This window comes from Micromonospora sp. NPDC049801 (assembly GCF_040656575.1).
Taxonomy (GTDB): Bacteria; Actinomycetota; Actinomycetes; order Mycobacteriales; family Micromonosporaceae; genus Micromonospora.
Map to the genome: position 1 here is coordinate 103,093 of NZ_JBFAMS010000012.1, position 22,794 is coordinate 125,886.

Genomic DNA, 22,794 nt, shown 5'->3' on the forward strand with positions numbered 1-22,794 from the left:
GTGCAAGATCGCGAGGGATGGAAACGACACCTGTCGGTGAAGATGGGGCGATGCGGATTCGGCCCGTCGGGGCGCACGCCCTTCTGATCGAGTTCGGCGCACTTGCCGGCCTGCCTGCGGCTCACCTGGTCGAGGCGTGGCGGGCCGAGTTGTGGCAGCGCCGCGAACGCGGGGACCTGGCCGCAGTGGAGATCGTTCCCGCGGCCACCACGGTCCTACTGGACGGGCTACCAAACCCCACCGCGACCGCCACCCTGCTGTCCCGCTGGGCACCCGAAGTCACCACGGCAGCGCGCGAAGCCGCCCGCGCCCACCCCGCCGATCTTGCACTTTCTGTCCCGACAGAACGGCCTGATCGGGTCATGTCGACAGCAGAAACTGCAAGATCGACGCACGGGACAGGCGCGGAGGTCGTCGTTCCGGTCCTGTTCGACGGGCCGGACCTGTCGGTCGTCGCCGAGCACTGGGGCGTCGACGTGCCAGCGGTGCGGCGTCGCCTCACCGGCACGCCGTTTCGGGTGGCCTTCTGCGGGTTCGCCCCCGGCTTTCCCTACCTGACCGGGCTCCCCGCCGAGCTGGCGTTGCCCCGGCTGCCCACCCCACGCCCACGGGTACCGGCCGGCTCGGTCGCCCTGGCCGGCCCGTACGCCGGGATCTATCCCAGCGCGTCCCCCGGCGGTTGGCTGCTGGTCGGCCGGACCGACCTGACCCTCTTCGACGTCGACAGCGACCCGCCCGCCCGGCTTGGTCCCGGCACCCGCGTACGGATGGTGACGGCGTGACAGGTCCCGCCGAGATCGAGGTGCTGCGCGCCGGGGCGCTCACCACCGTGCAGGACCTCGGCCGGCCCGGCTGGGCGCACCTCGGCGTACCCCGCTCCGGCGCTCTCGACCCGGCCGCGCTGCGGCTCGCCAACCGGCTGGTCGGCAACGCCGAGGAGGCCGCCGGCCTGGAGATCACCCTGACCGGCTGCGCGCTGCGGCTGACCCGCGCCACCACCGTGGCCATCACCGGCGCGCAGGTGACCGTCCAGGCCGGGGACCGGGCGGGCGACACCGGACGCCCGCTCAGCCTGCCCGCCGGTACGGTGCTGCGCGTCGGCCCGGCCCGTCAGGGCGTACGGAGCTGGCTGGCCGTGGCCGGGGGCATCGACGTGCCGGCGGTGCTGGGCAGCCGCGCCACCGACACCCTCGCCGGGCTCGGCCCGGCCCCACTGCGCGACGGTGACCGGCTGCCGCTCGGCGTACCGACCGGCGAGCCCGCACCGGTGGACGTGACCATCGGTGCGACTCCCGCGCCGGAACTGCGCCTGGGCGTACGCCTCGGCCCCCGTGACGACTGGTTCACCCCGACCGCGCTCGACCGGCTGTTCGGCAGCGCGTACACCGTGAGCCCGGTCAGCAACCGGGTCGGCGCGCGGCTCGCCGGCGCGCCGCTGCCCCGCGCGGTGGCCGGCGAACTGCCCAGCGAGGGCATCGTGCTCGGCGCGGTGCAGGTGCCAGCGGACGGCCAACCCCTGATCTTCCTCGCGGACCATCCGACCACCGGCGGTTATCCGGTCATCGGGGTGGTCACCGACGTGACCCCGCTCGCGCAGGCCCGCCCAGGTACTACCGTCAGATTTCATGGACCTCAACGCTGACCTGGGCGAAGGATTCGGCATCTGGCGGCTCGGCGACGACGACGCCCTGCTGGCCCTGGTGACCAGCGCCAACGTGGCCTGCGGCTTCCACGGTGGCGACCCGTCCACGATGCGACGGGTCTGCGAGGGCGCGGTACGGCACGGGGTAGCGGTGGGCGCGCAGGTCGGCTACCGCGACCTGGCCGGCTTCGGTCGGCGACGGATCGCGTACGACTTCGCCGAGCTGCGCGACGAGATCACCTACCAGTTGGGGGCGCTGGACGCGTTCTGCCGGATCTTCCGGACCCGGGTGCGCTACCTCAAGCCACACGGCGCGCTGTACCACGCCGCCGCCACCGACGAGTCCCAGGCGGCGGCCGTGGTCGCCGCCGTCAGCGACCACAACCCCGACCTGCCCGTGCTCTGTCTGCCCGGCTCCACGCTCGCCCAACTCGCCGTCGGCGCGGGCCTACCGGTGGTCGCCGAAGCCTTCGCCGACCGCGGCTACCTGCCCAACGGGTCGCTGGTGCCGCGCGGCGCGCCCGGCGCGCTGATCAGCGACCCGGAGGAGGTGGCCACCCGGGCGGTACGGATGGCCACCGAACGGACCGTCGTGGCGGTGGACGGCACCGTGATCCCCTGCCCGGTCGAGTCGATCTGCGTCCACGGCGACACTCCGGGCGCGGTGTCCGCCACCGAGCTCGTACGCGCCAGCCTGATCGACGCCGGCGTGACACTCACCCCGTTCGCGTGAAAGGAAGGGCCCCTTGTTATCGGATTTTGTATAACAAGGGGCCCTTCCTTTCACTTACGCGTCGAGGCCGCGCAGCACCAGGGGCAGCCGGGTCGCGGCGCCGTCGACCACGCGGACCGGGACCCCCCAGTCCTGCCGGGTCAGGTGGCAGGCCGCGTGCTCGACGTCCGCGTCGCAGGTCGCCGCCTGCGCGGTCACCTGGAGCACCCCGCCGGTGACCTCGCCGTTGAGCACCAGCCGGCGGGACAGTTCGGTGCCCGTACCGCCGCCGTCGAGCAGCAGCTCCGGCGGGGACGCCGAGACGACCAGACGGGTGGACGGCCCGTACGTCTCGTCCAGCTTCTGGCCCGGGGCGGGGGTGAAGACGATGTCCAGGGTGACCTCGCCGGCCGCCACGTCGGTCGGCTTGCGCTCGGTGCGGTGCCGAGGGCCGTCCACCGTGCTCGCGCCCGCCGCCGACAGGGCGCCCGGAGCGAGCCGGGTCAGTCGGTGCGCGGCGGACTCCACCACCAGCACCTCACCGGACGGGGTGAGCACCAGGTCGCTCGGCTCGGCCAACCCGTCCGCCACCGTGGAGACCTGGTTGCTGGCCGGGTCGAAGCGGCGCACCGCGCCGTTGTAGGTGTCCGCGATCAGCACCGAGCCGTCCGGCAACGCGCACACGCCCAGCGGGTGTTGCAGCAGCGCCGACTCGGCCGGCCCGTCCACGTGCCCGAAGTCGAACAGACCCTGGCCGACGGCGGTGCCCAGCACCCCGTTCTCGACGTACCGGACGGCGCTGGTCTCGCTGTCGGCCACCCAGAGCCGGACGCCGTCGGCCGAGACGGACAGCCCCGACGGCTGCGCCATCCACGCCTCGGGCAGCGGCCCGTCCCGCAGCGCCTCCACGGTGGTGCCCGCGTACATGCCGGCGGTCCGCTTGATCGGGTCGAACCACCAGAGCTGGTGGATACCCGCCATCGCGATGATCAGCTTGTCGTCGTACCAGGCCAGGTCCCACGGGGAGGAGAGGTCCACGGCGAGCGCGTCGTGGGCGTGGTCGTCGACCGCGGCACGCCACTGCCGGCCGCTGCCGGCGACGGTGACCACCTCGCCGGACTCCAGCCGTACGCCGCGCAGGAGGTGGTTGACGGTGTCGGCGACCACCAGGTCGTAACCGGCCACCTCGGCGACGTGCGTGGGCAGCAGGCACAGGCCCTGCGGCTCGGAGAAGGTCGCCGAGCCGACCGGCCCGTCGGCCCGACCCCGCTCGCCCGAGCCGATCCGGCGTACCGGCGTCTCGCCGTCCGGGGCCACCTCGACCAGCGAGTGCCGCGCCGAGTCGGAGACCAGCAGGTTGCCGTCCGGCAGCAGCACCGCCTTGCCCGGGAAGCGCAGCGCCGTCTCCGGCGCCGGCGGAGGAACGTACGGCCCGTCGCCCCGGTGCAGGGTGCCCTTCGCCTCGTGGGTGGCGATCAGCTCATCGATCAGCCGGGCCAGCCCTTCGGCGTGACCCTCGCCGGCCATGGTGGCCACCACGTACCCCTCGGGGTCGATCACCGACAGGGTCGGCCAGGCGCGGGCCGCGTACTGCTGCCACATGTCCAGCTCAGGATCATCGAGTACGGGGTGGTGCACCCCGTACCGTTCGACGGCGGCGACCAGCGCGTCGGCGTCCTTCTCGTGCTCGAACTTCGGCGAGTGCACGCCGATCACGACGAGCACGTCGCCGTACTTCTCCTCAAGCGGCCGAAGCTCGTCCAGCACGTGCAGGCAGTTGATGCAGCAGAAGGTCCAGAAGTCGGCAAGAACGATCTTGCCACGCAGGTCCTGGAGAGTCAGATCCTTGCCGCCGGTGTTGAGCCACTGCCGGCCCCGAAGCTCGGGGGCCCGTACGCGCGCTGTCGTTCCCATGCCTGCCAGCCTGCCACGCGGCATCGGTGCGGCCGTCGTGACCCGGACGACATCACGCGCCGGGACCACCCGGACGCGAAGCGGCGGGGCCACGGTCGCCCGTGGCCCCGCCGTCGTCGGTCCTACTTGGTGGCCGGCTTGAGGCAGAGCACCCGGTTGGTGCCCTCGCCGGGTAGCACCACGTGGGGCTGCGCCGGGTCGGCGCACTTGTCCTTCGCATCCACCTTGGAGACGATCGTGAACGCGCCCGCCTCGGCGCAGTTCACCTCGGAGGCGCCCTGGCCGACCTGCTTGACGCAGGTGCCGACCGCCGGGTCGAAGGCTGGCGTGTCGTTCCCGCCACCGAACTTGCCGAGCAACATGAGCAGGCCGAGCGGCACCGCCAGGATGAGCACGGCGGCGATCAGCACCGCGGCCAGGACCCGCCCGTTGCGCACCTTCGGCGTGGGCGGTTCCACCTTGGGCTCGTCCGCGTCCGGCTTGAACGAGTCGAACCGGCCCTGGTCCGATTGGCTGGCCTCCTGGCCCCAGGACGGTGTGGGCTGCGGCGGCGGGAAGGCCGGGAACTGCGCCCCCGGCGGCTGCTCGACGGCTGGTCCGAAGCCCGCAGCGCCGTTCACCGTGGCGGTGCCGGCGGCCGGCGCGCCCGGTCCGAATCGGTCGTCCGGACGCTCGCCGCCGGACTGCGGCCGTACCCCGTTCATCGGCCGGTTGTTGCCCGGCGTGTCGACGAAGGACGGCACACCGGGCGGGAAGGCCGGCGGCGCGGCTGCGGCCGCCGCGGGCGGCTCACCGAAACCGTTCGGCGCGGACGGCGCTTCCTCGCCCCATCCGGGGAAGCCCTGCCGTTCCGGCCCGTTCTGCCAGTCCGGCGGGCTCTGGCGCTCGGGCGCCTGCGGCCAGTCGGGCACGCTGGGACGGCCGGCGTCCTGCTGCCAGTCCGGTACGGCCGGACGCTCGGGTGCCTGCTGCCAGTCGGGGGCGCTGGGGCGGTCGGCGTCCTGCTGCCATTCGGGCGTGCCCGGGTGCTCGGGGCTCGGGTTGGCCTGGAACGCCTCGGGACCCGCCTGCTGCGGCTCGTCCTCCTCGGGCCGGGACGGACGGCCGTACACCCGGGGTTGGGGCGCGGCCGCGCTGGCCGGCCGCATCGCCTGGTCGGCCGGGGGCATCACGCGGCTGGCCAGCGGCACCGAGGCGCTCGCCGAGGCACGGCCCGCCGCGCCCGCGGCCGGTTCGGCGTCCGCCGCCGGTACGACCGCGCGGCCCGCCCCGGACTCCGGCGACGTACGCGGAGCGGGCACGAGGGCGGCACCCGGCGAGGCCTCCTCGCCCCGGCCCCAACCGACCGGCTCGGCGTCGTGCTGCACGTCCGGGGTGTCCCGCTCGGGGTACGCCGGCTGCTCGGGGAGCGCGGCGAACGGCGTCGGGGGCACGTAGTCGGCCGGTGGGGCGGCGGCGAGGCTCGCACCCGGTACGCGCTGCTCCTGCGGTGGCAGCGGCACGGCGTTGGCGGGTGAGATGCCGGGTGCGGGCGCGGGCTGGTACACCGGCGGCTCGTCGCCCCGGTCGGCGTCCCAACCGCCGCGGGCCTGTGCGGAGGCCTCCGCCTCGGCGCGGCCCCACACCTCGCCCGCTGACCACGGCTCGGCCTGGGCGACGCCGGGAGCGGCCGGCGCCTGGTTGTCCGGGCCGGCGGCGGCCCAGCCGGGCGTCGCGTCGTTGCCGGGCACGCTGACGCTGGCCCGGGCGGACGCGGGGCCGGCCTGCTCGGCTTGGGGCCATGCGGTCGGTTCCGGATGCTCGACGGGCTGGTCCTGGGACGGAAGCACCCAGTCCGGCTGCTGCGGACGGCTCTCTGCCGCACCCCAGGCGGTGGGCTGCGGGGCGTCGTCCTGCGCGGGCCAGGTACCGGCCGGGACCTGGGCCGCGCCGCGCGCTCCGGCCGGCGCCCAACCAGGGGATGCCTCTTCGGCCTGCCCGGCCGGTTGGCCCCAGGTCTGGGGCGGCTGCTCGGCCGGCGTCCACACGGGCTGGTCTTCCCGGGCGGCGGCGGCCCCGACGGGCCATCCGCCCGATCCCGACGGGTCGTCCTGCTGCGCGGGTACGCCAGCGCGGCCGGCGTGCTGCGCCGGCTCGGCGTGCCACTGGGGGGCTGACGGGCTGACCGGGGCCGCCCCGCCGGCCCATCCGCCGGAGCGGGACGGGTCGTCCTGGGCGGGCCAGGCGGCGGTGGCCGGAGGCACCTGGGCGGCGCCACGCGCGGCCGGTTGGGTCTGCGCCCAGTCGGGCTGCTGCTCGGCCGAGGCGGCGGGCCAGGCGGGGGCCGGCTGCTCGGGTGGCGTCCAGGCCTGCTGCGCGGGAGTCCACTGGGCGGTCGGGGCCGGCTCCGGAGGGCCTCCGGCGGCCCAGGCGGGCTGTGCCGGATCGCTGGGCTGCGGCGCGGCGGCAGCGCCCCATGCGGGGTTCGGTTGCTGCTCCACCTGGGTCGCCCAGGACGGGTTCGGTCGCGCGGGCGGCGGGGGTGGTGCCCAGCCCAGGTCGGGGCCGGCGGCGTTGCTGCCGTTGTCCGGCTGCGCCGGGCGGTCGCCGTACGGCGCCGGTCCGCCGGCGCCCGGTGACACCTCGTCCGGCTCCTGGCCGGGACGGTGCGGGCCCTCGGACGTCATGGGTGCGCCTCCTCCATCACATGTCGGCCGCCGGTGCCGATCGGTCTCCTCGGCATGGCTGCCGGCGTCACCGGCGTACCGCCGTGCCGGCTCCCCGCACCGTATCCGGTGGCCCCTTGGGGCGTCCAAAGGAGCACCGGTCGTCACTGCCCGTCGCCGGGTGGTGTCGAGCAGCTTCTATCGGCTCGGCGTCGGCCGGGCCGGCGGGCGGCGACCGAAGCCCACCGTACCGGGCGCTGCGGCGGTGCGGAATCCCGGTGTCACGTGCGGGCGTCCCGGTGTGACGCACCTGCGGAACGCCGATGGCCCACCCGGTGGGCCGGGTGGGCCATCGATCTGGAGGAGGTGAGGAAAGTTGTGGAGCGTCAGCTCATGTGACGCTGGGCGATGACGAGAAGCTCCTCGCGAACGGCCGGCGAGTTCGCCGAGCGCAACGCGTGCTCGATGGCACGGGCGCGGCGGTTGGCGTCGCGGTGGTTGCGGATTCGCTCGATCATGCTGCTCATTGCTGGGTCCCCCTGGCTATTCGGTTGTCGGCCCCTGATGTGTCTATTCAACCGCAGAAGCCGGCCAACTTCCATCGATTATTAGGTGAGCTGAGACACCTGCCTAACAATCAAAGGTCAACAGGGCTCGCCGCCGACGGTTCCTTCGCCCAACGGACACGGCCGGTGTGCCGGGCGTTAACCCGTGGCACACCGGCCGTGGCTGGCGTCTCGAACCGTCAGGTCCAGGCGAGCAGCGCCGCCTCAGGGTCGGCGAGGAAGTCGCCGATGTCGCGCAGGAACTTCGAGCCCAGCTCACCGTCGATGATCCGGTGGTCGAAGCTCAACCCCAGGGTGGTCACCTGGCGAACCTTGACTTTGCCCTTGTGCACCCAGGGCATCTCCCGCACCGCGCCGAAGGCGAGGATCGCCGACTCACCCGGCGGCAGGATCGGCGTTCCGGTGTCCACGCCGAACACCCCGACGTTGGTGATGGTCAGGGTGCCGCCGGACATGTCGGCGGGTGAGGTGCGGCCGGACTTCGCCGTCTGCACCAGGCCGTTCAGCGCGTCCGCCAACTCGCGCAGCGAGAGCCGACCGGCGTCCTTGACGTTGGGCACGATCAGGCCGCGTTCGGTGGCCGCCGCGATACCGAGGTTGACGTACTCCTTGACCACGATCTCGTCACCCGCCCAGGTCGAATTGACCATGGGGTGACGCTTGACGGCCAGCAGCACGGCCTTCGCCACCAGCAGCAGAGGCGAGACCCGTACGTCGCGCCACTCGCGCCGGCCCCGCAGGCGCTCCAGCGCCCGCATCGCCCGCGTCACGTCGACGGTCAGGAACTCCGTCACGTGCGGGGCGGTGAACGCCGAGCGGGACATGTTCTCGGCGGTGAGCTTGCGGACCCCCTTGACCGGGATGCGCTGCTCACGATCCGCGCCGAAGCTCGCGGCGCTCGTCGTGGTCGAGGTGGTCGCGACCGACTCGGCCGCCACGGCCCCGCGAGACGCCTGCTGTACGTCCTCCCGCGTGATCGAGCCCAACGGCCCGGACCCGACCACCGCCCGCAGATCAACCCCAAGATCCTTGGCAAGCTTCCGAACCGGCGGCTTCGCCAAAACGCCCGCCCCGCCGGACCCCGCCCCGTCGCGTCGATCATGGACTCGTGGTGTCGTACTTGCGGGAGTTGGGATGGCTTTGTCACCCACCACAATTCCATGATCGACCCCAGCGGGGGTCGCGGGGGTCGCGGCCTGCGCTGGGACGCCGTTCTTGCGGGGGCGACGCTTCGCGCTGGTCGTACGGGGGCCGTAGCCGACCAGGACCGCCGTGCGGCCGCCCGGGGCGGCGCCGCCGATGAGGCCGGGCTCGACCATGCCCTCGGCGGGGGCCACCTCCACGGCCGCCAGCGACGCCGCCGACGGAGTGGGCAGGTCACCGGTGGGCGTGGCCGTGGTGGACGGGACGTCCAGTGGACCCGCTCCCGGGTCGGTGTCGATCGCGATGATCGGCGTACCGACCTCGACCGTGGTGCCCTCGGGGTGGTGGATGGCCTGCACCTGTCCGGCCCACTTCGCCGGGATCTCCACCGCCGCCTTGGCCGTCTCGACCTCGACGATCGGTTGGTTCAGCTCGATGGTGTCGCCGACCTTGACCAGCCAGGCCAGGATCTCGCCCTCGGTCAGCCCTTCGCCCAGGTCGGGCAGGTTGAACGTCTTGATCCGGGACATGTCGCTCACCAGCCGAAGGTGCGGTCGACGGCGTCGAGCACCCGGTCGAGGTCGGGCAGGTACTCCTCCTCCACCCGGGCCGCCGGGTAGGGGGTGTCGAAGCCGGTCACCCGCAGCACGGGCGACTCCAGGGAGTAGAAGCACTCCTCGGTGATGCGGGCGGCCAGTTCGGCGCCCAGCCCGATGTTGGACGGCGCCTCGTGCACCACGACCGCGCGGCCGGTGCGCTTCACCGACTCGTAGACCGCGCCCAGGTCCAGCGGGGACAGCGTGCGGAGGTCGATGACCTCCAGCTCCCGGCCGTCCTCGGCGGCGGCCGTCGCGGCCTCCAGGCACGTGCGCACCATCGGGCCGTACGCCAGCACGGTCACGTCCGTGCCGGGCCGCACCACCCGGGCCGAGTGCAGCGGGTACGCGTCGGACAGCGACGCGTCCAGGTCCACCTGGCCCTTCTCCCAGTAGCGCCGCTTGGGCTCCAGGAAGACGATCGGGTCGTCGGACGCGATGGCCTGCTGGATCATCACGTACGCGTCCTGCGGGTTTGAGCAGGTCACGACCTTCAGACCGGCGGTGTGCGCGAAGTACGCCTCCGGCGACTCGGAGTGGTGCTCGACCGCGCCGATGCCGCCGCCGAACGGAATGCGGATCACCATCGGGATTCTGAGCTTGCCGCCGGAGCGGTAGTGCATCTTGGCCACCTGCGACACGATCTGGTCGTACGCGGGGTAGACGAAGCCGTCGAACTGGATCTCGCAGACCGGTCGGTAGCCACGGATGGCCAGGCCGACGGCGGTGCCGATGATGCCGGACTCGGCGAGCGGGGTGTCGATCACCCGTTGGTCGCCGAAGTCCTTCTGCAGTCCGTCGGTGATCCGGAAGACGCCGCCGAGCTTGCCGACGTCCTCGCCCATGATGACGACCTTGTTGTCGTTCTCCAGCGCGCGGCGCAGACCGGTGTTGAGGGCCTTGCCGAGGGTGAGCGTCTCCGTGGCCATCAGTGGGCGCTCCCCTCGAACGACTCCATGTAGCGGTTGAACTGCGCACGCTGCTCGTCGAGCAGCGGGGAGCCGTTGGGGTAGACGTGGTCGAACATCGTCACCGGCTCCGGGTTGGGCATGCTGAGCACCCGCTCGCGCAGGTGCACCGACTCGCGGCGGGCCTGCTCGTCGACCTCGACGAAGAAGGCCGCGTCGGCGATCTGCTGCTTCTCCAGGAAGGTCTTGACCCGCAGGATCGGGTCCTTCGCCTGCCACGACTCCACCTCGCTGGCGATCCGGTAGCGGGTCGGATCGTCGGAGGTGGTGTGCGCGCCCATCCGGTAGGTGTACGCCTCGATCAGGCTCGGGCCCTGCCCGTGCCGCGCGTTGTCCAGCGCCGTGCGGGTCACCGCGTACGACGCCAGCACGTCGTTGCCGTCCACCCGTACGCCGGGGAAACCGAAGCCGGCGGCCCGCTGGTAGAGCGGGACGCGGGTCTGCCGCTCCAGCGGCTCGGAGATGGCGTACTGGTTGTTCTGGCAGAAGAAGACCAGCGGCGCGTTGAACACGCTGGCCCAGACGAACGCCTCGTTGACGTCACCCTGGCTGGTGGCCCCGTCACCGAAGTAGGCGATCGCGGCCTCGCCGTCGTCGGTGCCGACCTTGCCGTCCATGGTGATGCCCATGGCGTACCCGGTCGCGTGCAGGGTCTGCGCCCCGATGACGATCGTGTACATGTTGAACTTGAACTCGTTCGGGTCCCAGCCGCCCTGGTCGACGCCGCGGAACAGGCCGAGCGGCATGATCGGGTCGATGCCCCGGCAGTAGAGGACGCCGTGCTCCCGGTAGGTCGGGAAGGCCATGTCCTGGGTACGCAGGGCGCGCCCCGAGCCGACCTGCGCCGCCTCCTGGCCCAGCAGGCTGGCCCAGAGGCCCAGCTCGCCCTGCCGCTGCAACGCGGTCGCCTCGGCGTCCAGCTTGCGGACCAGCACCAGGTCGCGGTAGAGCCCGCGGTACTCCTCGTCGGTGAAGTCGACGCGGTACTCGGTGCCGTCCGGTCCGGTGGCGCTGTCGATCCGCTCGCCTTCGGGGGTGAGCAGCTGCACCAGCTCGGGATTGCCGGCCGCGCCCTTTCTGGAGCGGGGAGCTGCCCGCCTGCTGCGGGTGGTGCCCCCGGGGTCGCCCTTTGCCATCGGTCTCTCCCTGTCGTGTCTGCGTCGGCACCGGGGGGTCACCCGGCCACGCAACTCGTGCGCCTGTCCGGCTGCTGCCGGACCGGTTCCTGGCGGCCGCGCCTAGCCCGGGTGGGGGTTGCCGCGCGGCGTGAGCCGGGTTCTGGCCGAACCCGGATCGGGAGCGCCGGCGCCGGGCCGCGTCTGCCGCGGGGGTGCGCGGAGGTCGCGGCTGCGTTGCCGTCGTGCTCCATATTCGCAGAGCAGGTGAGCGTGCCCACAGTACGCCCGGGTCGCATTCCGACCGTCTACGGTTTGCCGCCCTTTGTCGCCATCATGCCGCTGCGCGTCCACCGGGTGATCCGGTGCTGATTCGTCACCGTTCGGTCAGTGCCGCGTGTCGACACGCGGTGGGTGTTGGCTGACGGACCGTAACTGGGCGAGGCTGATTACGCAGGATCGCGCCGATCGGGTGATTAGCCGGATTACACCCTCGCGCGGTGCCCACAGCGACCCGCAGGGTCCGACGACGAGGGGTGTGCGGTGGACGAGTCAGGTGACGGGCCCGGCACGCCCGTGCTCGGCCGCCACCGTTCGCCGGGCGGCTACCGCCGGGTGATCGGAGCGCACCGGGCATCCGGCGCGGGTGGTCCCTCCCGGGGATACCTGCTCACCGTCGCACTTCTGGCCGGCACCGCGTCGATGCCCGTGCTCGCGGCGATCAGCGCGGGCTCGGCCACTCCCGGCACCTCCGCGTTGCCGGACACCAGCACACCGTTCATCCCGACCCCGTCGGTCGGACCGGTGGTCATCCCGATGCCGGTGACCAGTCAGCCGCCGTCGCCCGTGCTCCCGTCCCCCGGCCCGCCCAGCGCCGGCCCGACCGCGACCACCGGCTGGCTGCCCGGCGCGCCCCGGCGTGTCCCGGACGACTCGTGGTACGGCCCGCACGTCGACGACCGGGTGCCCACCCGCCGGGTGGTGTCCGCGCCGCCGGCGCCCCGGCCCACCCGCAGCGCCCCGCCGGCCGGGCCACCGGCCAGCCCGTCGCCGGTGCCGTCGCCGACCGCGCCCCCGGATCCGGATCCGGACCCGACCGAGACGTCCACCCCGAGCCCGTCGCCGACCGATCCGACGACCCCCACCGCCACCGATCCGGGAACCCCCGCCACGACCGATCCGACGACCCCCACCGATCCGACGACCCCCACCGCCGTCCCCACCAGCACCCTCTCCGCCCCGGCGACCACCGCCCCGGCGACCACCGCCCCGCCGTCCCCCACCCCACGCCCATCCGCCACCCCACGCCCATCCGCCACCCCACGCCCATCCGCCACCCCACGCCCATCCGCCACCCCACGCCCATCCGCCACCTCACCCGAGCCCACCACCGCGCCGTCCCCGACGCTCACGCCCGGTCCCGCCGCCGCACCCGAAGACCGCCGCGATCTCGCACTTTCTGTCGCGACATAAGACTCGATACGGCACATAACGACAGCACAAACCGCAAGATCGGCGCGATCGTGGACGCCCCCGCCCGGACCGACGACGTCAAGCGCTCCGGCGACCCAGCGCAGCCCATCACCCGCCGAACTCCGGTGATCAAGAGCTTTGCGTCAAGGATCGTGGTCGCGGTGACGCAAACTTCTTGATCACCGCGAGCGACCGCGGAGGTGGGCGGGGGTGGGGGTGGGGGTGGGGGTGGGGGTGGGGCGTTGGGTGGGTCTGCCTGGCGGCGGCCGGACCCGTGCATTCGAGGGCCGTCTCGGCGGTACGGTGACGGGCAGGTGCCGCCGAGACGGCGCTGGTCAACGGTGGCGAGTAGCAGGGGGTGGCGTGGGCGGCGGTGCGGAACCCCGCCCGGTCGCCCCTCGTCCCGGTCCGGGGCTGCGGGTCGCCCGGCTCGTCACCGAGCTGACCGCGCCGGCCGTGCTGGTGTCGCTACTGATCATCACCGTGAGCTGGCACAGCAGTCGGGACAGCGTTCGAGGGCTGGTGTGGGGCCTGCTCGCGACGGTCTTCGTCACCGGCATCCCGTTCGCCTACATCGTCGGTGGGGTCCGCCGGGGGCGACTCACCGACCACCACATCGGCCGTCGGGAGCAGCGCCGGGTGCCGCTGCTGGTCGGACTCGGCTCGGTCACCGCCGGGCTGGCCCTGCTCGTCGTCCTCGGCGCACCACGGCCCCTGCTGGCGCTGGCGGTGGCGGGGCTGGTCGGACTGGTGGTCGCCGTGTCGGTGAGCCACTGGTGGAAGATGTCGATCCACTCGGCGGTCTCCGCCGGCACCCTGGTCATCCTGGCGCTGACCTTCGGACGCGGGCTCCTGGTCGCCGCGCCGCTGTTGGGCGTGGTCGGCTGGGCCCGGGTACGCCTGCGGGACCACACCGTCGCGCAGGTGCTCGCCGGCGGGGTGCTCGGCGCGCTGATCGCCGCCGTCGTCTTCGGTGCCCTGCGCTGAGCGGGCAAACCACGCGGCCGAGCGGACCATCGGGCGGGTGGCCTGGTGCTGCCACCCGCCCGGATGCCGTCAGGCGCCGTCGTCGGCGAGTCGGTGCCGGTTCGCCTCGATCCAGGCGTCGAGCGCGGCCGGGTCGTCCGGGTCCACGCCGTCGGCCATGAGTTGCGCGACGGCCGCCGTGGCCGGGCTACGCCGCTCGCCGGTCGAGTAGAGCCGGGCGAACTCCGGCACCATCTCCTCGATCGCCTCGTCGGTCCGTTCGGCGGCGGCCTCGGGCAGCCCGCGCTGCTGTGACGCGTACCGGGCCCAGGCGCGCAGCACCCGGGGCAGCATCGCCGCGTCGTCCATGTCGAGCACGGCACGGCGGTGCACCCAGTCGAGCAGGAAGAGCCCGGACACCGCCGGACTCCACCGCATCGGGTCGGAGTCGGGGAAGGACGCCGCGTGGTCCAGTAGCAGGCTCAGGCAGAAGTGCAGCGACGCGAGCTCGGGACCGTCGACGCTGTCGAGCCCGAACCGGGCGGCTTCTGGCGACGCCAGGAACCGCCGGACCAGGTCGGTGCGCTCGGCGGCGGACAGCGGTTCGACCTCGGCCGGGCCGGTCGGCCCGGCGGCCATGGGCAGCACCGCGAGCCGGGCGCCCACGAGCGCGCGGTCGGTGGCGAGCGAGCCCTCGCCGGGCAGTTCGCCCAGGTCGTCGGTGACCGAGAGGTGACGGGCCACCTCGCCGCGCAGCCGGGACGGGTCCTCGGTGCGGAACCAGGTCAGCTCGTCGTCCGCGCACATTTGCCGGACCTGGTCCAGGATCCGTTCGGCGGGCCCGCCGACGAAGATGTCCTTGGTGATTCCGATGTTGTGGTCGACGAGGGCCACCAGCGCGTGCTCCGGGCCGCCGGCCGCGTCGTCGTACGCGAAGGTGGCGAGGTAGGAGGTCTGGTCGCCGTAGACGTCGCCGTACGCCCAACTGCCGGTGAGGTGCACCCGGGTGAGCTGGCTGGACCAGGCGGGGGCCTGGGTGCCGGGGCGTACCCGCTCGACGCCCTCGGCGGTCGGGACGAGCGCGGCGAAGACCTGGCGGATGGTGGTCGCCGCCGCGATCCGGCGGCGGGCGGTGGCGGCGAGGAAACCGGTGACGAACTCCCGCACGGCGGTGTCGCGGTCGGTCTCCGCGATTGCGTAGACACTGCCCAGCAGCGCGCTGCCGAGCATCTCGGCGTCGAGGGCGGACTCCAGCTTGGTCACGTCGCGTGCGGCGTGCAGCACCGCGTCGTAAGGGGTCTGAGGCGTGGCCATGCTTCGACCCTACGCCGCTCGGGGCGTACGCAGAGGCGTCAGCGGCGGGCAGCCTCACCGAGCGCGTCGCGCGCCTGGGCGTACGAGGTGAGCACGATCCGTACCGGGGCGAGCACGTACTCCTCGCCGACCTCGGCGACCCGGACCGTCAGCCGCTGCCGGGCGCGGGCCCGCGCACGTTGGGCCGCCCAGCGCACGACCGGTCGGGTCAGCGCCGCCGTCAGTAGCCCGGCCAGCAGGCCGCCGAGCAGCAGCACGGTCGGCATGGGCACCTGGCCGACCATGGGGTTGTCCAGCGCGGGCAGGCCGAGTGCCCGCAGCGCGTAGCCGAGCGCCAGCCAGCCCAGACCGACGGCGGCGGCCAGGGTGACCAGCCACTGCACGCCACCGACGACCCGCCACCACACCGGCTGATGGTCGAGGCCGAGGTCCGTGCCGGCGATCGCGCGGTCCAGCGCGTCCGGCAGGTCGTCGAGGCGGGACCGGGCCGCGGAGGTCACCGCCGTCGGCCAGGCGGCGGGCAGGTCGCCGCCGGCCCGGTCGGCCACCGCACGGATCGCCAGACCGAGCGCCGACCGCTGGGCGGCCGTCGGATCGGGCACCGAGGTGGCCGCCACCAGGCTCTCGGCGGGGTCGGCGTCCGCGCCGGCCGGGCCGGGCAGGTGCAGCCGGCGCAGCGGGTCGGGCCGCAGCCGCCGCCAGCCCCGGACCACCGGCCAGCCGGTGGCGGCGCCGGCCCGATGTCGGTACGCCCGCTCCACCGCCTCGCTCACCGCCGGTACTCCGGCGGCGCCGGCCAGTGCCCGGTTCAACCCGGCGACGGTCGCGTCGTCCGGACCGCCCCCCGGCCGGGCCGAGCCGATCATCTCGTCCAGCCCGGCGACCACGGTGTCGACGTCGCCGGCCAGTCGACGCAGGGCGGCCTGCCGCTCGGCGACCGTGCGCTCCAGCGCGCTGCGCAGCCCGACCATGCCGGCCGGGTCGATGGCGGTGGTGGCGAGCAGGGGTACGCCGGTCAGCCCGTCGGAGTCGAGCAGTCGGCGCAGGTCGTCCAGGACGCGGGGCAGCTCGGCCGCCGGCAGCCGGTCGGCCTGGTTGAGCACGACCAGGGTGACGTCCCGGTGCCGGTGGAACTCGCGCAGGTAGCTGTCGTGGATGACCCGGTCGGCGTACTTCTGCGGGTCGACCACCCAGACCACCTGGTCGACGAGGCCGAGCAGCCGGTCGACTTCGAGGCGGTGGGACCGCTGCACGGAGTCGAAGTCGGGCAGGTCGAGCAGGATCAGGCCGTGCAGGGGCGTCTCGTCGTCGCCGTCGAGCGCGCTCTCGCGGACGAAGCGGTGCCGGGGCAGCACCCCGATCCAGTCGAGCAGCCGGTTGGCGTCCTCCAGTGGCCCCCACACGCACGCGTGCGTCACGCCGGTGGTGGGTCGGCGGACGCCGACCGGTGAGAGTTCGAGCTGGGCCAGCGCGTTGAACAGGCTGGACTTGCCGCTGCCGGTCGCGCCGGCGAGGGCGACGACGGTGTGGTCGCGGGACAGGGCGAGCCGGGTGCCGGCCCGTTCGACCAGGGTGTGCGCGGGCACCAGTTCGGCGTCGGGCAGCAGACCGTCGACGGCGGTCAGGAGGCGGCGTACGGCGTCCAGGCGGGCGATCAGCCCGTCCGGGTCGATCCGCTGGTTGCCGCGGAAGGCTTCGCGTACCCGGCCGGCGATGTTGCTCATCGCGAACTCTCCTCGTCACCGGCCGGCAGGTTGCCGTCGTCGCTGGCCAGGCCACTGCGGTGCCGAGCCAGCTCGACCCGCCCGGCGGCCTGGCGCAGCGTCTCGCCGGCCGCCTCGGTGGGCCGGGCGTCGGCGGTGCGGGTGAGGAAGCGGTCGGCCTCCGCGTCCAGCAGCGTCCGCACCCGCGCCAGGAGGTCGACCCGGGCCTTGGCGGCAAGGGTACGCACCGCCTGGTCGCCGAAGATCGCCTGGAGTACGGCCTGCGCGGCGACCGTCGTGCCGGCCCCCGTCGCCACCTCCAACCCGGTGGGGATGAACGCGGTCGAGGCGAACACGGCGATCATCACGGCCAGCCCGGTGGCGTTCACCGCGTACGCGGCCGTCCGGGCCACGAAGCGCTTGTCGCCGCCCTCGACGCGGACCAGCTCCAGTACCCCGCGCTGCCAGTCCCGGACCATCCGCTCGGCGCGTTCGGGCAGGTCGCCACTCGGGTGGGCGAGCGCCGGATCGAGCAGATCCGCGCCGGCCGGGTGCGCCTTCCACCCGGTGTACGCGGATTCGGCGGCCTCGGACGCCACCCCGCGCAGCAGGGTGACGAGTTGCGACTCGATGGCGTTGCGCAGTTCGGCGGAGGGCGCGGGACGGCCGGTGACGGCGGCCACCACCCGGTCCCGGAGACGCCCGATGCGGGCCTCCAGCGTGCGGAAGAACTCGCCCGTGCCGACGAACTCCTGCCAGCGGGCCAGCACCTCGCCGCGCAACAGTCGACCGTCCTGCAGACCCTGCTCGACGGTCCGTTCGGCACTGCGGTACGCCGCCCGTACCCTCTCGTCCAGCGCGTCGGCGGCGGTGACCTGCTCGTCGGCGGCGTCGGCCAGATCCTCGACGGCGGGGTGCAGGGCGGCCAGCGCGCCGTCGAGCGTCTGCCGGACCACCGCGGCGCGGGCGTCGGCGTCGGCGGCGAGTCGGGCGAACCACTCGGCCAGCGGCGCCGTGACCCCCTCGGGCAGCAGCCCCTGACCGTCGACCCAGGTCTCCGGCAGCACGAACAGGGGGGCGCGGTCGAGGCCCTGGGCGGCGAGCATCTCGGCGAGGTGCGCGGCGATCTCGTCGCTGGCCTCGGCGGGGACGCGGTCGAGCACCATGGCGATCACGGCACCCCGGGCCCGTGCGCTGCGCAGCAGCTCCCACGGCACCGCGTCGGCGTACCGGGCGGCGGTGGTGACGAACAACCACAGGTCGGCGGCGGCGAGTAGCTGGCTCGCGAGCGCGCGGTTGGCGTCGACCACCGAGTCGATGTCCGGCGCGTCGAGGAACGCGAGGCCCGGGGGGAGGGCCGGAGCGGTCACCAGGTGCAGGGAGCGCGGGTCGTCGCTCGGCTCGGTCGTACGCGTCAACCCGGGCAGCAGGTCGCCCTGCCGGAACCAGGTCGCGTCGGCCGGGTTGCACACCAGCACCGGGGAACGGGTGGTGGGTCGCAGCACCCCGGCGGCGCTGACCCGGGCCTTGACCAGGCTGTTGACCAGGGTCGACTTGCCCGCGCCGGTGGAGCCGCCGACGACCACGAGCAGTGGGGCGTCCAGCCGGGCGAGTCGGGGCAGCAGGTAGTCGTCGAGTTGGTCGGTGAGGGCGTTGGCGGCCTGCCGGGCGGAGGTGGCCGAGGGCAGCGCGAGCGGATAGCGGGTGGCGCCGATCGCGGCCCTCAGGCCCGACAGCGCGCCGGGGAGGCTGTCGTCCCCGCTGGTGACGGAGGGCTCCTCCGCGGCGTCCGGAGGGACGGTGCGGGCGGCGACGGCGGGCGCGCCGGAACGGGTGGCGGAGTCGCCGTGCGTCGTCACCGCTAAAGCGTGCCCGACCGATGCAAGGGAAGACAACCGGACGGTAATAACGTCTGGGTTGCGTCGGGTCGGCTCAACTCGACTTGACGATTCGCGGGCGCGTGGCACTATTGAGTCAAGTTCACTCAACTTGTGGTGGGGCCCGCTGCGGGCGGCGCCCGCCGAGCAGTCGCGGGCGGTGCCCGTCACCTGCACAACCTTACGAAGCGAGGAAGCGAAGATGGCACGTGCGGTCGGTATCGACCTCGGCACGACGAACTCCTGCGTCAGCGTTCTCGAGGGCGGTGAGCCCACCGTCATCGCCAACGCTGAGGGCTCGCGGACGACCCCGTCGATCGTCGCGTTCGCCCGCAACGGCGAGGTGCTCGTCGGCGAGGTCGCGAAGCGCCAGGCGGTGACCAACCCGGACCGGACGATCCGCTCGGTCAAGCGTGAGGTCGGCACGAACTGGTCCGTCGACATCGACGGCAAGAAGTACACCCCGCAGGAGATCTCGGCCCGGACCCTGATGAAGCTCAAGCGGGACGCCGAGGCGTACCTGGGCGAGCAGATCACCGACGCGGTGATCACCGTCCCGGCCTACTTCAACGACAGCCAGCGTCAGGCCACCAAGGAGGCCGGTGAGATCGCCGGCTTCAACGTCCTGCGGATCGTCAACGAGCCGACCGCGGCCGCCCTGGCGTATGGGCTGGACAAGGGCTCCAAGGAGCAGACCGTCCTGGTCTTCGACCTCGGTGGCGGCACCTTCGACGTGTCGCTGCTGGAGTTGGCCGAGGGCGTCATCGAGGTCAAGTCGACGAGCGGTGACAACCACCTCGGTGGCGACGACTGGGACCAGCGGATCATCGACCACCTGGTCAAGACGTTCCGCGGTGAGCACGGCATCGACCTCGGTCAGGACAAGATGGCCCTCCAGCGCCTCCGTGAGGCCGCCGAGAAGGCCAAGATCGAGCTGTCCGCCGCCACCACCACCAACATCAACCTGCCGTACATCACCGCCGGTTCCGCCGGCCCGCTGCACCTCGACGTGACGCTGAGCCGCGCCGAGTTCCAGCGGATGACGCAGGACCTGCTGGACCGCTGCAAGGGCCCGTTCGAGCAGGCCGTGAAGGACGCCGGGATCAAGATCTCGGACGTCGAGCATGTCATCCTCGTCGGTGGTTCGACCCGGATGCCCGCCGTGACCGACCTGGTCAAGCAGCTCACCGGCCGCGACCCCAACAAGGGCGTCAACCCGGACGAGGTCGTCGCCGTCGGCGCCGCCCTGCAGGCCGGTGTGCTCAAGGGTGAGGTCAAGGACGTCCTGCTGCTCGATGTGACCCCGCTGAGCCTGGGCATCGAGACCAAGGGCGGCATCTTCACCAAGCTCATCGAGCGCAACACCACCATCCCGACCAAGCGCTCCGAGGTGTTCACCACCGCCGACGACAACCAGCCGTCGGTGCTGATCCAGGTGTTCCAGGGCGAGCGGGAGATCGCGGCCTACAACAAGAAGCTCGGCACCTTCGAGCTGACCGGCCTCCCGCCGGCGCCGCGCGGCGTGCCGCAGATCGAGGTCGCCTTCGACATCGACGCCAACGGCATCGTCAACGTGCACGCCAAGGACCTGGGCACCGGCAAGGAACAGAAGATGACGATCACCGGCGGCTCCTCGCTGCCGAAGGACGACATCGAGCGCATGCGCCGGGACGCCGAGGAGCACGCGGAGGAGGACAAGCGCCGCCGCGACGACGCCGAGACCCGCAACGTGGCCGAGGCGCTGCAGTGGCAGACCGAGAAGTTCCTGGCCGAGAGCGGCGACAAGCTGCCCAGCGAGAACCGGGAGCAGCTCAACGAGGCGCTCGGCGAGCTGCGGGGCGCCCTGGGCGGCCAGGACATCGAGAAGATCAAGTCGGCGCACGAGAAGCTGGCACAGGTCTCCCAGCAGGCGGGTTCGCTGCTCTACGCCCAGCAGGCCGAGCAGGGCCAGCCCGGCGGCGAGGCCGGCCCGGGTGCGACCGGCGCGACCGGTGCCACGGGTGGTGCCCAGACCGGCGGTGCGGACGACGTGGTCGACGCGGAGATCGTGGACGAGGACGGCAAGAAGTGACTGCCCACCTCCGACACGTATTCACGGCGAAGGGATGAGGTAGCCCCATGACGCAGAAGCCACGAGCCGCCGACTCGGACGACACCGGGTCGACGCCGGGTGGCTCCGCGCCCACGGAGTCGACCACCGGCGCCGAGGAGCGGGTCGTCATCCGCAACAACCGCAAGCTCAGTGACGCGACGGAGCCGGAGGGCACCGCCGCCGACGCGGAGACCGGCGCACCGGCCGAGGGTCTGGTCGAGGACGCCGAGGTCGTGGTCGACGAGATCGAGGTCGAGGTCAACGCCACCGACGGGCCGGAACCCTCCGGTCCGCCGGTGGTGGACGCCCCGGCGCAGCCGGTGGGCGGCACCGGGACCACGCTCGGCGCCGAGTTGGAGGCGCTCCGCGCCGAGCTCGACGAGCGGACCAGGGACCTGCAGCGGGTGTCGGCGGAATACGCCAACTACCGCAAGCGGGTCGACCGTGACCGTGCCCTGGTGCAGGAGCAGGCGACCGGCTCGGTGCTGGCCGCGCTGCTGCCGATCCTCGACGACCTGGACCGGGCACGGGAACACGGCGACCTGGTCGGACCGTTCGGAACGGTGGCGGACCAGCTCACCGCCGCGCTGGGCAAGTTCGGCCTGACCGCCTTCGGCGAGCAGGGCGACCCGTTCGACCCGACCCGGCACGAGGCCGTCGCGCACCAGACCTCGGCCGAGGTCGGCGAGCCGACCTGCGTGCAGGTCATGCGGCGCGGCTACCAGCTCGGTGAGCGGCTGCTGCGCCCCGCGCTGGTCGCGGTCGCGGATCCGGAATAGTGCGAGACGGTGACCGGGCCGTCCCGCCCCCCGCACTGCGGCGGGCGGGACGGCCGGGCCACGACGGTCGGAAGGGGGTGGACCGGTGAGTTCGAAGGACTGGCTCGAGAAGGACTTCTACGCCGTGCTCGGCGTGGACAAGGCCGCCTCCGCGGATGACATCAAGAAGACGTACCGCAAGCTGGCCCGGGAATCGCACCCGGATCACAATCCGGGCGACCCGAAGGCCGAGGAGCGGTTCAAGGCCGTCTCCGAGGCGTACAACGTGCTGTCGGACGCCGGCCGTCGCCGGGAGTACGACGAGATGCGTTCGCTGTTCGGTTCGGGCGCGTTCCGGCGCAACGCCCGCGCCGGCGGCCAGCCGGGCGGGATGCCGTTCGACGTCTCCGACCTGTTCGGCGGCGGAGCGGGCGGCGGCGACCGCCGTTTCGGCGGTGGCGCCGGTTTCCAGGACCTGTTCAGCTCGATCTTCTCGGGCGGGCAGGCCGGTGGGCAGGCCGCGGCGCGTGGTCCGGCCCGGGGCCGGGACGTCGAGACCGAGGTGGCGCTCGACTTCGGCGACGCGGTGCGCGGGGTGACCCTGCCGCTGACGTTGCGCGCACCCGGTGTCTGCGACACCTGTCACGGTAACGGCGCCAAGCCCGGCACCCAGCCGCGTACCTGCCCGGTCTGCCACGGGGCCGGGGTGACGACCCGCAACCAGGGGTCGTTCAGCTTCTCCGAGCCGTGCGGCAACTGCCAGGGCGTCGGGACCGTGGTGGAGGAGAAGTGCCCGGAGTGCCACGGCAGCGGCGGGGTCACCAAGACCCGCACGATGAACGTGCGCTTCCCGGCCGGGGTGGCCGACGGCCAACGCATCCGGCTGGCCGGGCGCGGCGAGCCGGGTGAGCGCGGTGGCCCGGCCGGCGATCTGTTCGTGCACGTGAAGGTTCGACCGGACGAGTTGTTCGGGCGTACCGGAGACGACCTGACGTTGACGGTGCCGGTGACCTTCCCGGAGGCCGTGCTCGGCACGGACCTGCGGGTGCCCACGCTCGACGGCGCGGTGACGCTGCGGGTGCCGCCGGGCACGCCCAGCGGGCGGGTGCTGCGGGCCCGGGGCAAGGGCGTGGTCCGCCGCGACGGGCAGGCCGGGGATCTGCTGGTCACCCTGGACGTGGTGGTGCCCGCCCGACTGACGGACGAGGCGCGGGCCGCGCTGGAGGCGTTCGCCGAGCAGAGTCCGCCGGCGGCGCGGGAACATCTCGACGCGCGTGTGCGTCGGGTCGGATAGTCCGGTGGGATGGACG

The 22,794-nt window shown here is 73.3% G+C and carries 18 protein-coding genes; 7 read left to right on the plus strand and 11 right to left on the minus strand.

Annotation, left to right across the window (positions count from 1 at the left end; translation table 11 throughout):
- Positions 1-50: 50 nt before the first annotated feature.
- Genes AB0I89_RS21705 through AB0I89_RS21715 form a run of 3 tightly spaced genes read left to right on the plus strand, consistent with a single transcriptional unit; the run spans position 51 to position 2,375 of the window.
- On the plus strand, positions 51-782 hold the full coding sequence (locus AB0I89_RS21705; protein WP_357129523.1) for an allophanate hydrolase subunit 1: 732 nt from the start codon (positions 51-53) through the stop codon (positions 780-782).
- Complete coding sequence (locus AB0I89_RS21710) at positions 779-1,642, plus strand: biotin-dependent carboxyltransferase family protein (protein ID WP_357129526.1); 864 nt, start codon at positions 779-781, stop codon at positions 1,640-1,642. The genes AB0I89_RS21705 and AB0I89_RS21710 overlap by 4 nt, the downstream gene beginning before the upstream one ends.
- Positions 1,626-2,375 carry a 5-oxoprolinase subunit PxpA gene (locus tag AB0I89_RS21715; RefSeq protein WP_357129529.1) on the plus strand — a complete coding sequence of 250 codons (750 nt, stop codon included), beginning with the start codon at positions 1,626-1,628 and terminating at the stop codon, positions 2,373-2,375. Before AB0I89_RS21710 ends, AB0I89_RS21715 begins: the two co-directional genes overlap by 17 nt.
- 54 nt (positions 2,376-2,429) lie before the next feature.
- On the opposite strand, the gene AB0I89_RS21720 is transcribed toward AB0I89_RS21715, so the two are convergent.
- From AB0I89_RS21720 to AB0I89_RS21755, 8 genes are all read right to left on the minus strand, one after another.
- Positions 2,430-4,268 (minus strand): NHL domain-containing thioredoxin family protein, encoded by a 1,839-nt coding sequence (locus AB0I89_RS21720; protein ID WP_357129532.1) that lies wholly within the window; start codon positions 4,266-4,268, stop codon positions 2,430-2,432.
- Between the two features lie 122 nt (positions 4,269-4,390).
- Complete coding sequence (locus AB0I89_RS21725) at positions 4,391-6,934, minus strand: hypothetical protein (RefSeq protein ID WP_357129535.1); 2,544 nt, start codon at positions 6,932-6,934, stop codon at positions 4,391-4,393.
- A 365-nt stretch (positions 6,935-7,299) separates the two neighbouring features.
- Positions 7,300-7,440 (minus strand): hypothetical protein, encoded by a 141-nt coding sequence (locus tag AB0I89_RS21730; RefSeq protein ID WP_357129538.1) that lies wholly within the window; start codon positions 7,438-7,440, stop codon positions 7,300-7,302.
- A gap of 218 nt (positions 7,441-7,658) precedes the next feature.
- Positions 7,659-9,161: a dihydrolipoamide acetyltransferase family protein gene (locus tag AB0I89_RS21735; RefSeq protein WP_357129541.1), complete on the minus strand. Its 1,503-nt coding sequence runs from the start codon at positions 9,159-9,161 to the stop codon at positions 7,659-7,661.
- Positions 9,158-10,147, minus strand: a complete 990-nt coding sequence (locus AB0I89_RS21740) for an alpha-ketoacid dehydrogenase subunit beta (RefSeq protein WP_357129543.1) — start codon at positions 10,145-10,147, stop codon at positions 9,158-9,160. The genes AB0I89_RS21735 and AB0I89_RS21740 overlap by 4 nt, the downstream gene beginning before the upstream one ends.
- The gene (gene pdhA / locus AB0I89_RS21745; RefSeq protein WP_357129546.1) at positions 10,147-11,322 is read right to left on the minus strand and encodes a pyruvate dehydrogenase (acetyl-transferring) E1 component subunit alpha; all 1,176 of its coding nucleotides are present in this window, start codon (positions 11,320-11,322) and stop codon (positions 10,147-10,149) included. Before pdhA ends, AB0I89_RS21740 begins: the two co-directional genes overlap by 1 nt.
- 584 nt (positions 11,323-11,906) lie before the next feature.
- Positions 11,907-12,113 (minus strand): hypothetical protein, encoded by a 207-nt coding sequence (locus tag AB0I89_RS21750; RefSeq protein ID WP_357129549.1) that lies wholly within the window; start codon positions 12,111-12,113, stop codon positions 11,907-11,909.
- A gap of 18 nt (positions 12,114-12,131) precedes the next feature.
- Positions 12,132-12,713: a hypothetical protein gene (locus tag AB0I89_RS21755; RefSeq protein ID WP_357129552.1), complete on the minus strand. Its 582-nt coding sequence runs from the start codon at positions 12,711-12,713 to the stop codon at positions 12,132-12,134.
- A gap of 424 nt (positions 12,714-13,137) precedes the next feature.
- Between AB0I89_RS21755 and AB0I89_RS21760 the strand changes: the two genes are divergently transcribed.
- A complete protein-coding gene (locus AB0I89_RS21760) occupies positions 13,138-13,761 on the plus strand; it encodes a phosphoesterase PA-phosphatase (protein WP_355048472.1) in 624 nt (207 codons plus the stop codon).
- 69 nt (positions 13,762-13,830) lie between these two features.
- Here the strand turns inward: AB0I89_RS21760 and AB0I89_RS21765 are convergent, their stop codons facing one another.
- The 3 genes from AB0I89_RS21765 to AB0I89_RS21775 are packed head-to-tail and all read right to left on the minus strand — an operon-like array spanning position 13,831 to position 18,616.
- Complete coding sequence (locus tag AB0I89_RS21765; protein WP_357129555.1) at positions 13,831-15,054, minus strand: hypothetical protein; 1,224 nt, start codon at positions 15,052-15,054, stop codon at positions 13,831-13,833.
- A gap of 38 nt (positions 15,055-15,092) precedes the next feature.
- Positions 15,093-16,778: a GTPase gene (locus AB0I89_RS21770; protein ID WP_357129558.1), complete on the minus strand. Its 1,686-nt coding sequence runs from the start codon at positions 16,776-16,778 to the stop codon at positions 15,093-15,095.
- On the minus strand, positions 16,775-18,616 hold the full coding sequence (locus tag AB0I89_RS21775; RefSeq protein ID WP_357129561.1) for an ABC transporter: 1,842 nt from the start codon (positions 18,614-18,616) through the stop codon (positions 16,775-16,777). Before AB0I89_RS21775 ends, AB0I89_RS21770 begins: the two co-directional genes overlap by 4 nt.
- A 220-nt stretch (positions 18,617-18,836) precedes the next feature.
- Between AB0I89_RS21775 and dnaK the strand changes: the two genes are divergently transcribed.
- The 3 genes from dnaK to dnaJ all read left to right on the plus strand — a co-directional run bounded on the left by dnaK (position 18,837) and on the right by dnaJ (position 22,778).
- Positions 18,837-20,705 (plus strand): molecular chaperone DnaK, encoded by a 1,869-nt coding sequence (dnaK, locus tag AB0I89_RS21780; protein WP_357129564.1) that lies wholly within the window; start codon positions 18,837-18,839, stop codon positions 20,703-20,705.
- A gap of 47 nt (positions 20,706-20,752) precedes the next feature.
- Positions 20,753-21,505, plus strand: coding sequence for a nucleotide exchange factor GrpE (gene grpE, locus AB0I89_RS21785; RefSeq protein ID WP_357129567.1), 753 nt, complete (start codon positions 20,753-20,755; stop codon positions 21,503-21,505).
- A gap of 85 nt (positions 21,506-21,590) precedes the next feature.
- A complete protein-coding gene (gene dnaJ, locus AB0I89_RS21790) occupies positions 21,591-22,778 on the plus strand; it encodes a molecular chaperone DnaJ (protein ID WP_357129570.1) in 1,188 nt (395 codons plus the stop codon).
- Positions 22,779-22,794 lie beyond the last annotated feature (16 nt).

Bases quoted from the DNA above. Each gene is read 5' to 3' on its own strand.
- AB0I89_RS21705 (WP_357129523.1), top strand. From the start codon at position 51: ATGCGGATTCGGCCCGTCGGGGCGCACGCCCTTCTGATCGAGTTCGGC.
- AB0I89_RS21715 (WP_357129529.1), top strand. From the start codon at position 1,626: ATGGACCTCAACGCTGACCTGGGCGAAGGATTCGGCATCTGGCGGCTC.
- AB0I89_RS21720 (WP_357129532.1), bottom strand. From the start codon at position 4,268: ATGGGAACGACAGCGCGCGTACGGGCCCCCGAGCTTCGGGGCCGGCAG.
- AB0I89_RS21725 (WP_357129535.1), bottom strand. From the start codon at position 6,934: ATGACGTCCGAGGGCCCGCACCGTCCCGGCCAGGAGCCGGACGAGGTG.
- AB0I89_RS21730 (WP_357129538.1), bottom strand. From the start codon at position 7,440: ATGAGCAGCATGATCGAGCGAATCCGCAACCACCGCGACGCCAACCGC.
- AB0I89_RS21740 (WP_357129543.1), bottom strand. From the start codon at position 10,147: ATGGCCACGGAGACGCTCACCCTCGGCAAGGCCCTCAACACCGGTCTG.
- pdhA (WP_357129546.1), bottom strand. From the start codon at position 11,322: ATGGCAAAGGGCGACCCCGGGGGCACCACCCGCAGCAGGCGGGCAGCT.
- AB0I89_RS21750 (WP_357129549.1), bottom strand. From the start codon at position 12,113: ATGACCACCGGTCCGACCGACGGGGTCGGGATGAACGGTGTGCTGGTG.
- AB0I89_RS21765 (WP_357129555.1), bottom strand. From the start codon at position 15,054: ATGGCCACGCCTCAGACCCCTTACGACGCGGTGCTGCACGCCGCACGC.
- AB0I89_RS21770 (WP_357129558.1), bottom strand. From the start codon at position 16,778: ATGAGCAACATCGCCGGCCGGGTACGCGAAGCCTTCCGCGGCAACCAG.
- dnaK (WP_357129564.1), top strand. From the start codon at position 18,837: ATGGCACGTGCGGTCGGTATCGACCTCGGCACGACGAACTCCTGCGTC.
- grpE (WP_357129567.1), top strand. From the start codon at position 20,753: ATGACGCAGAAGCCACGAGCCGCCGACTCGGACGACACCGGGTCGACG.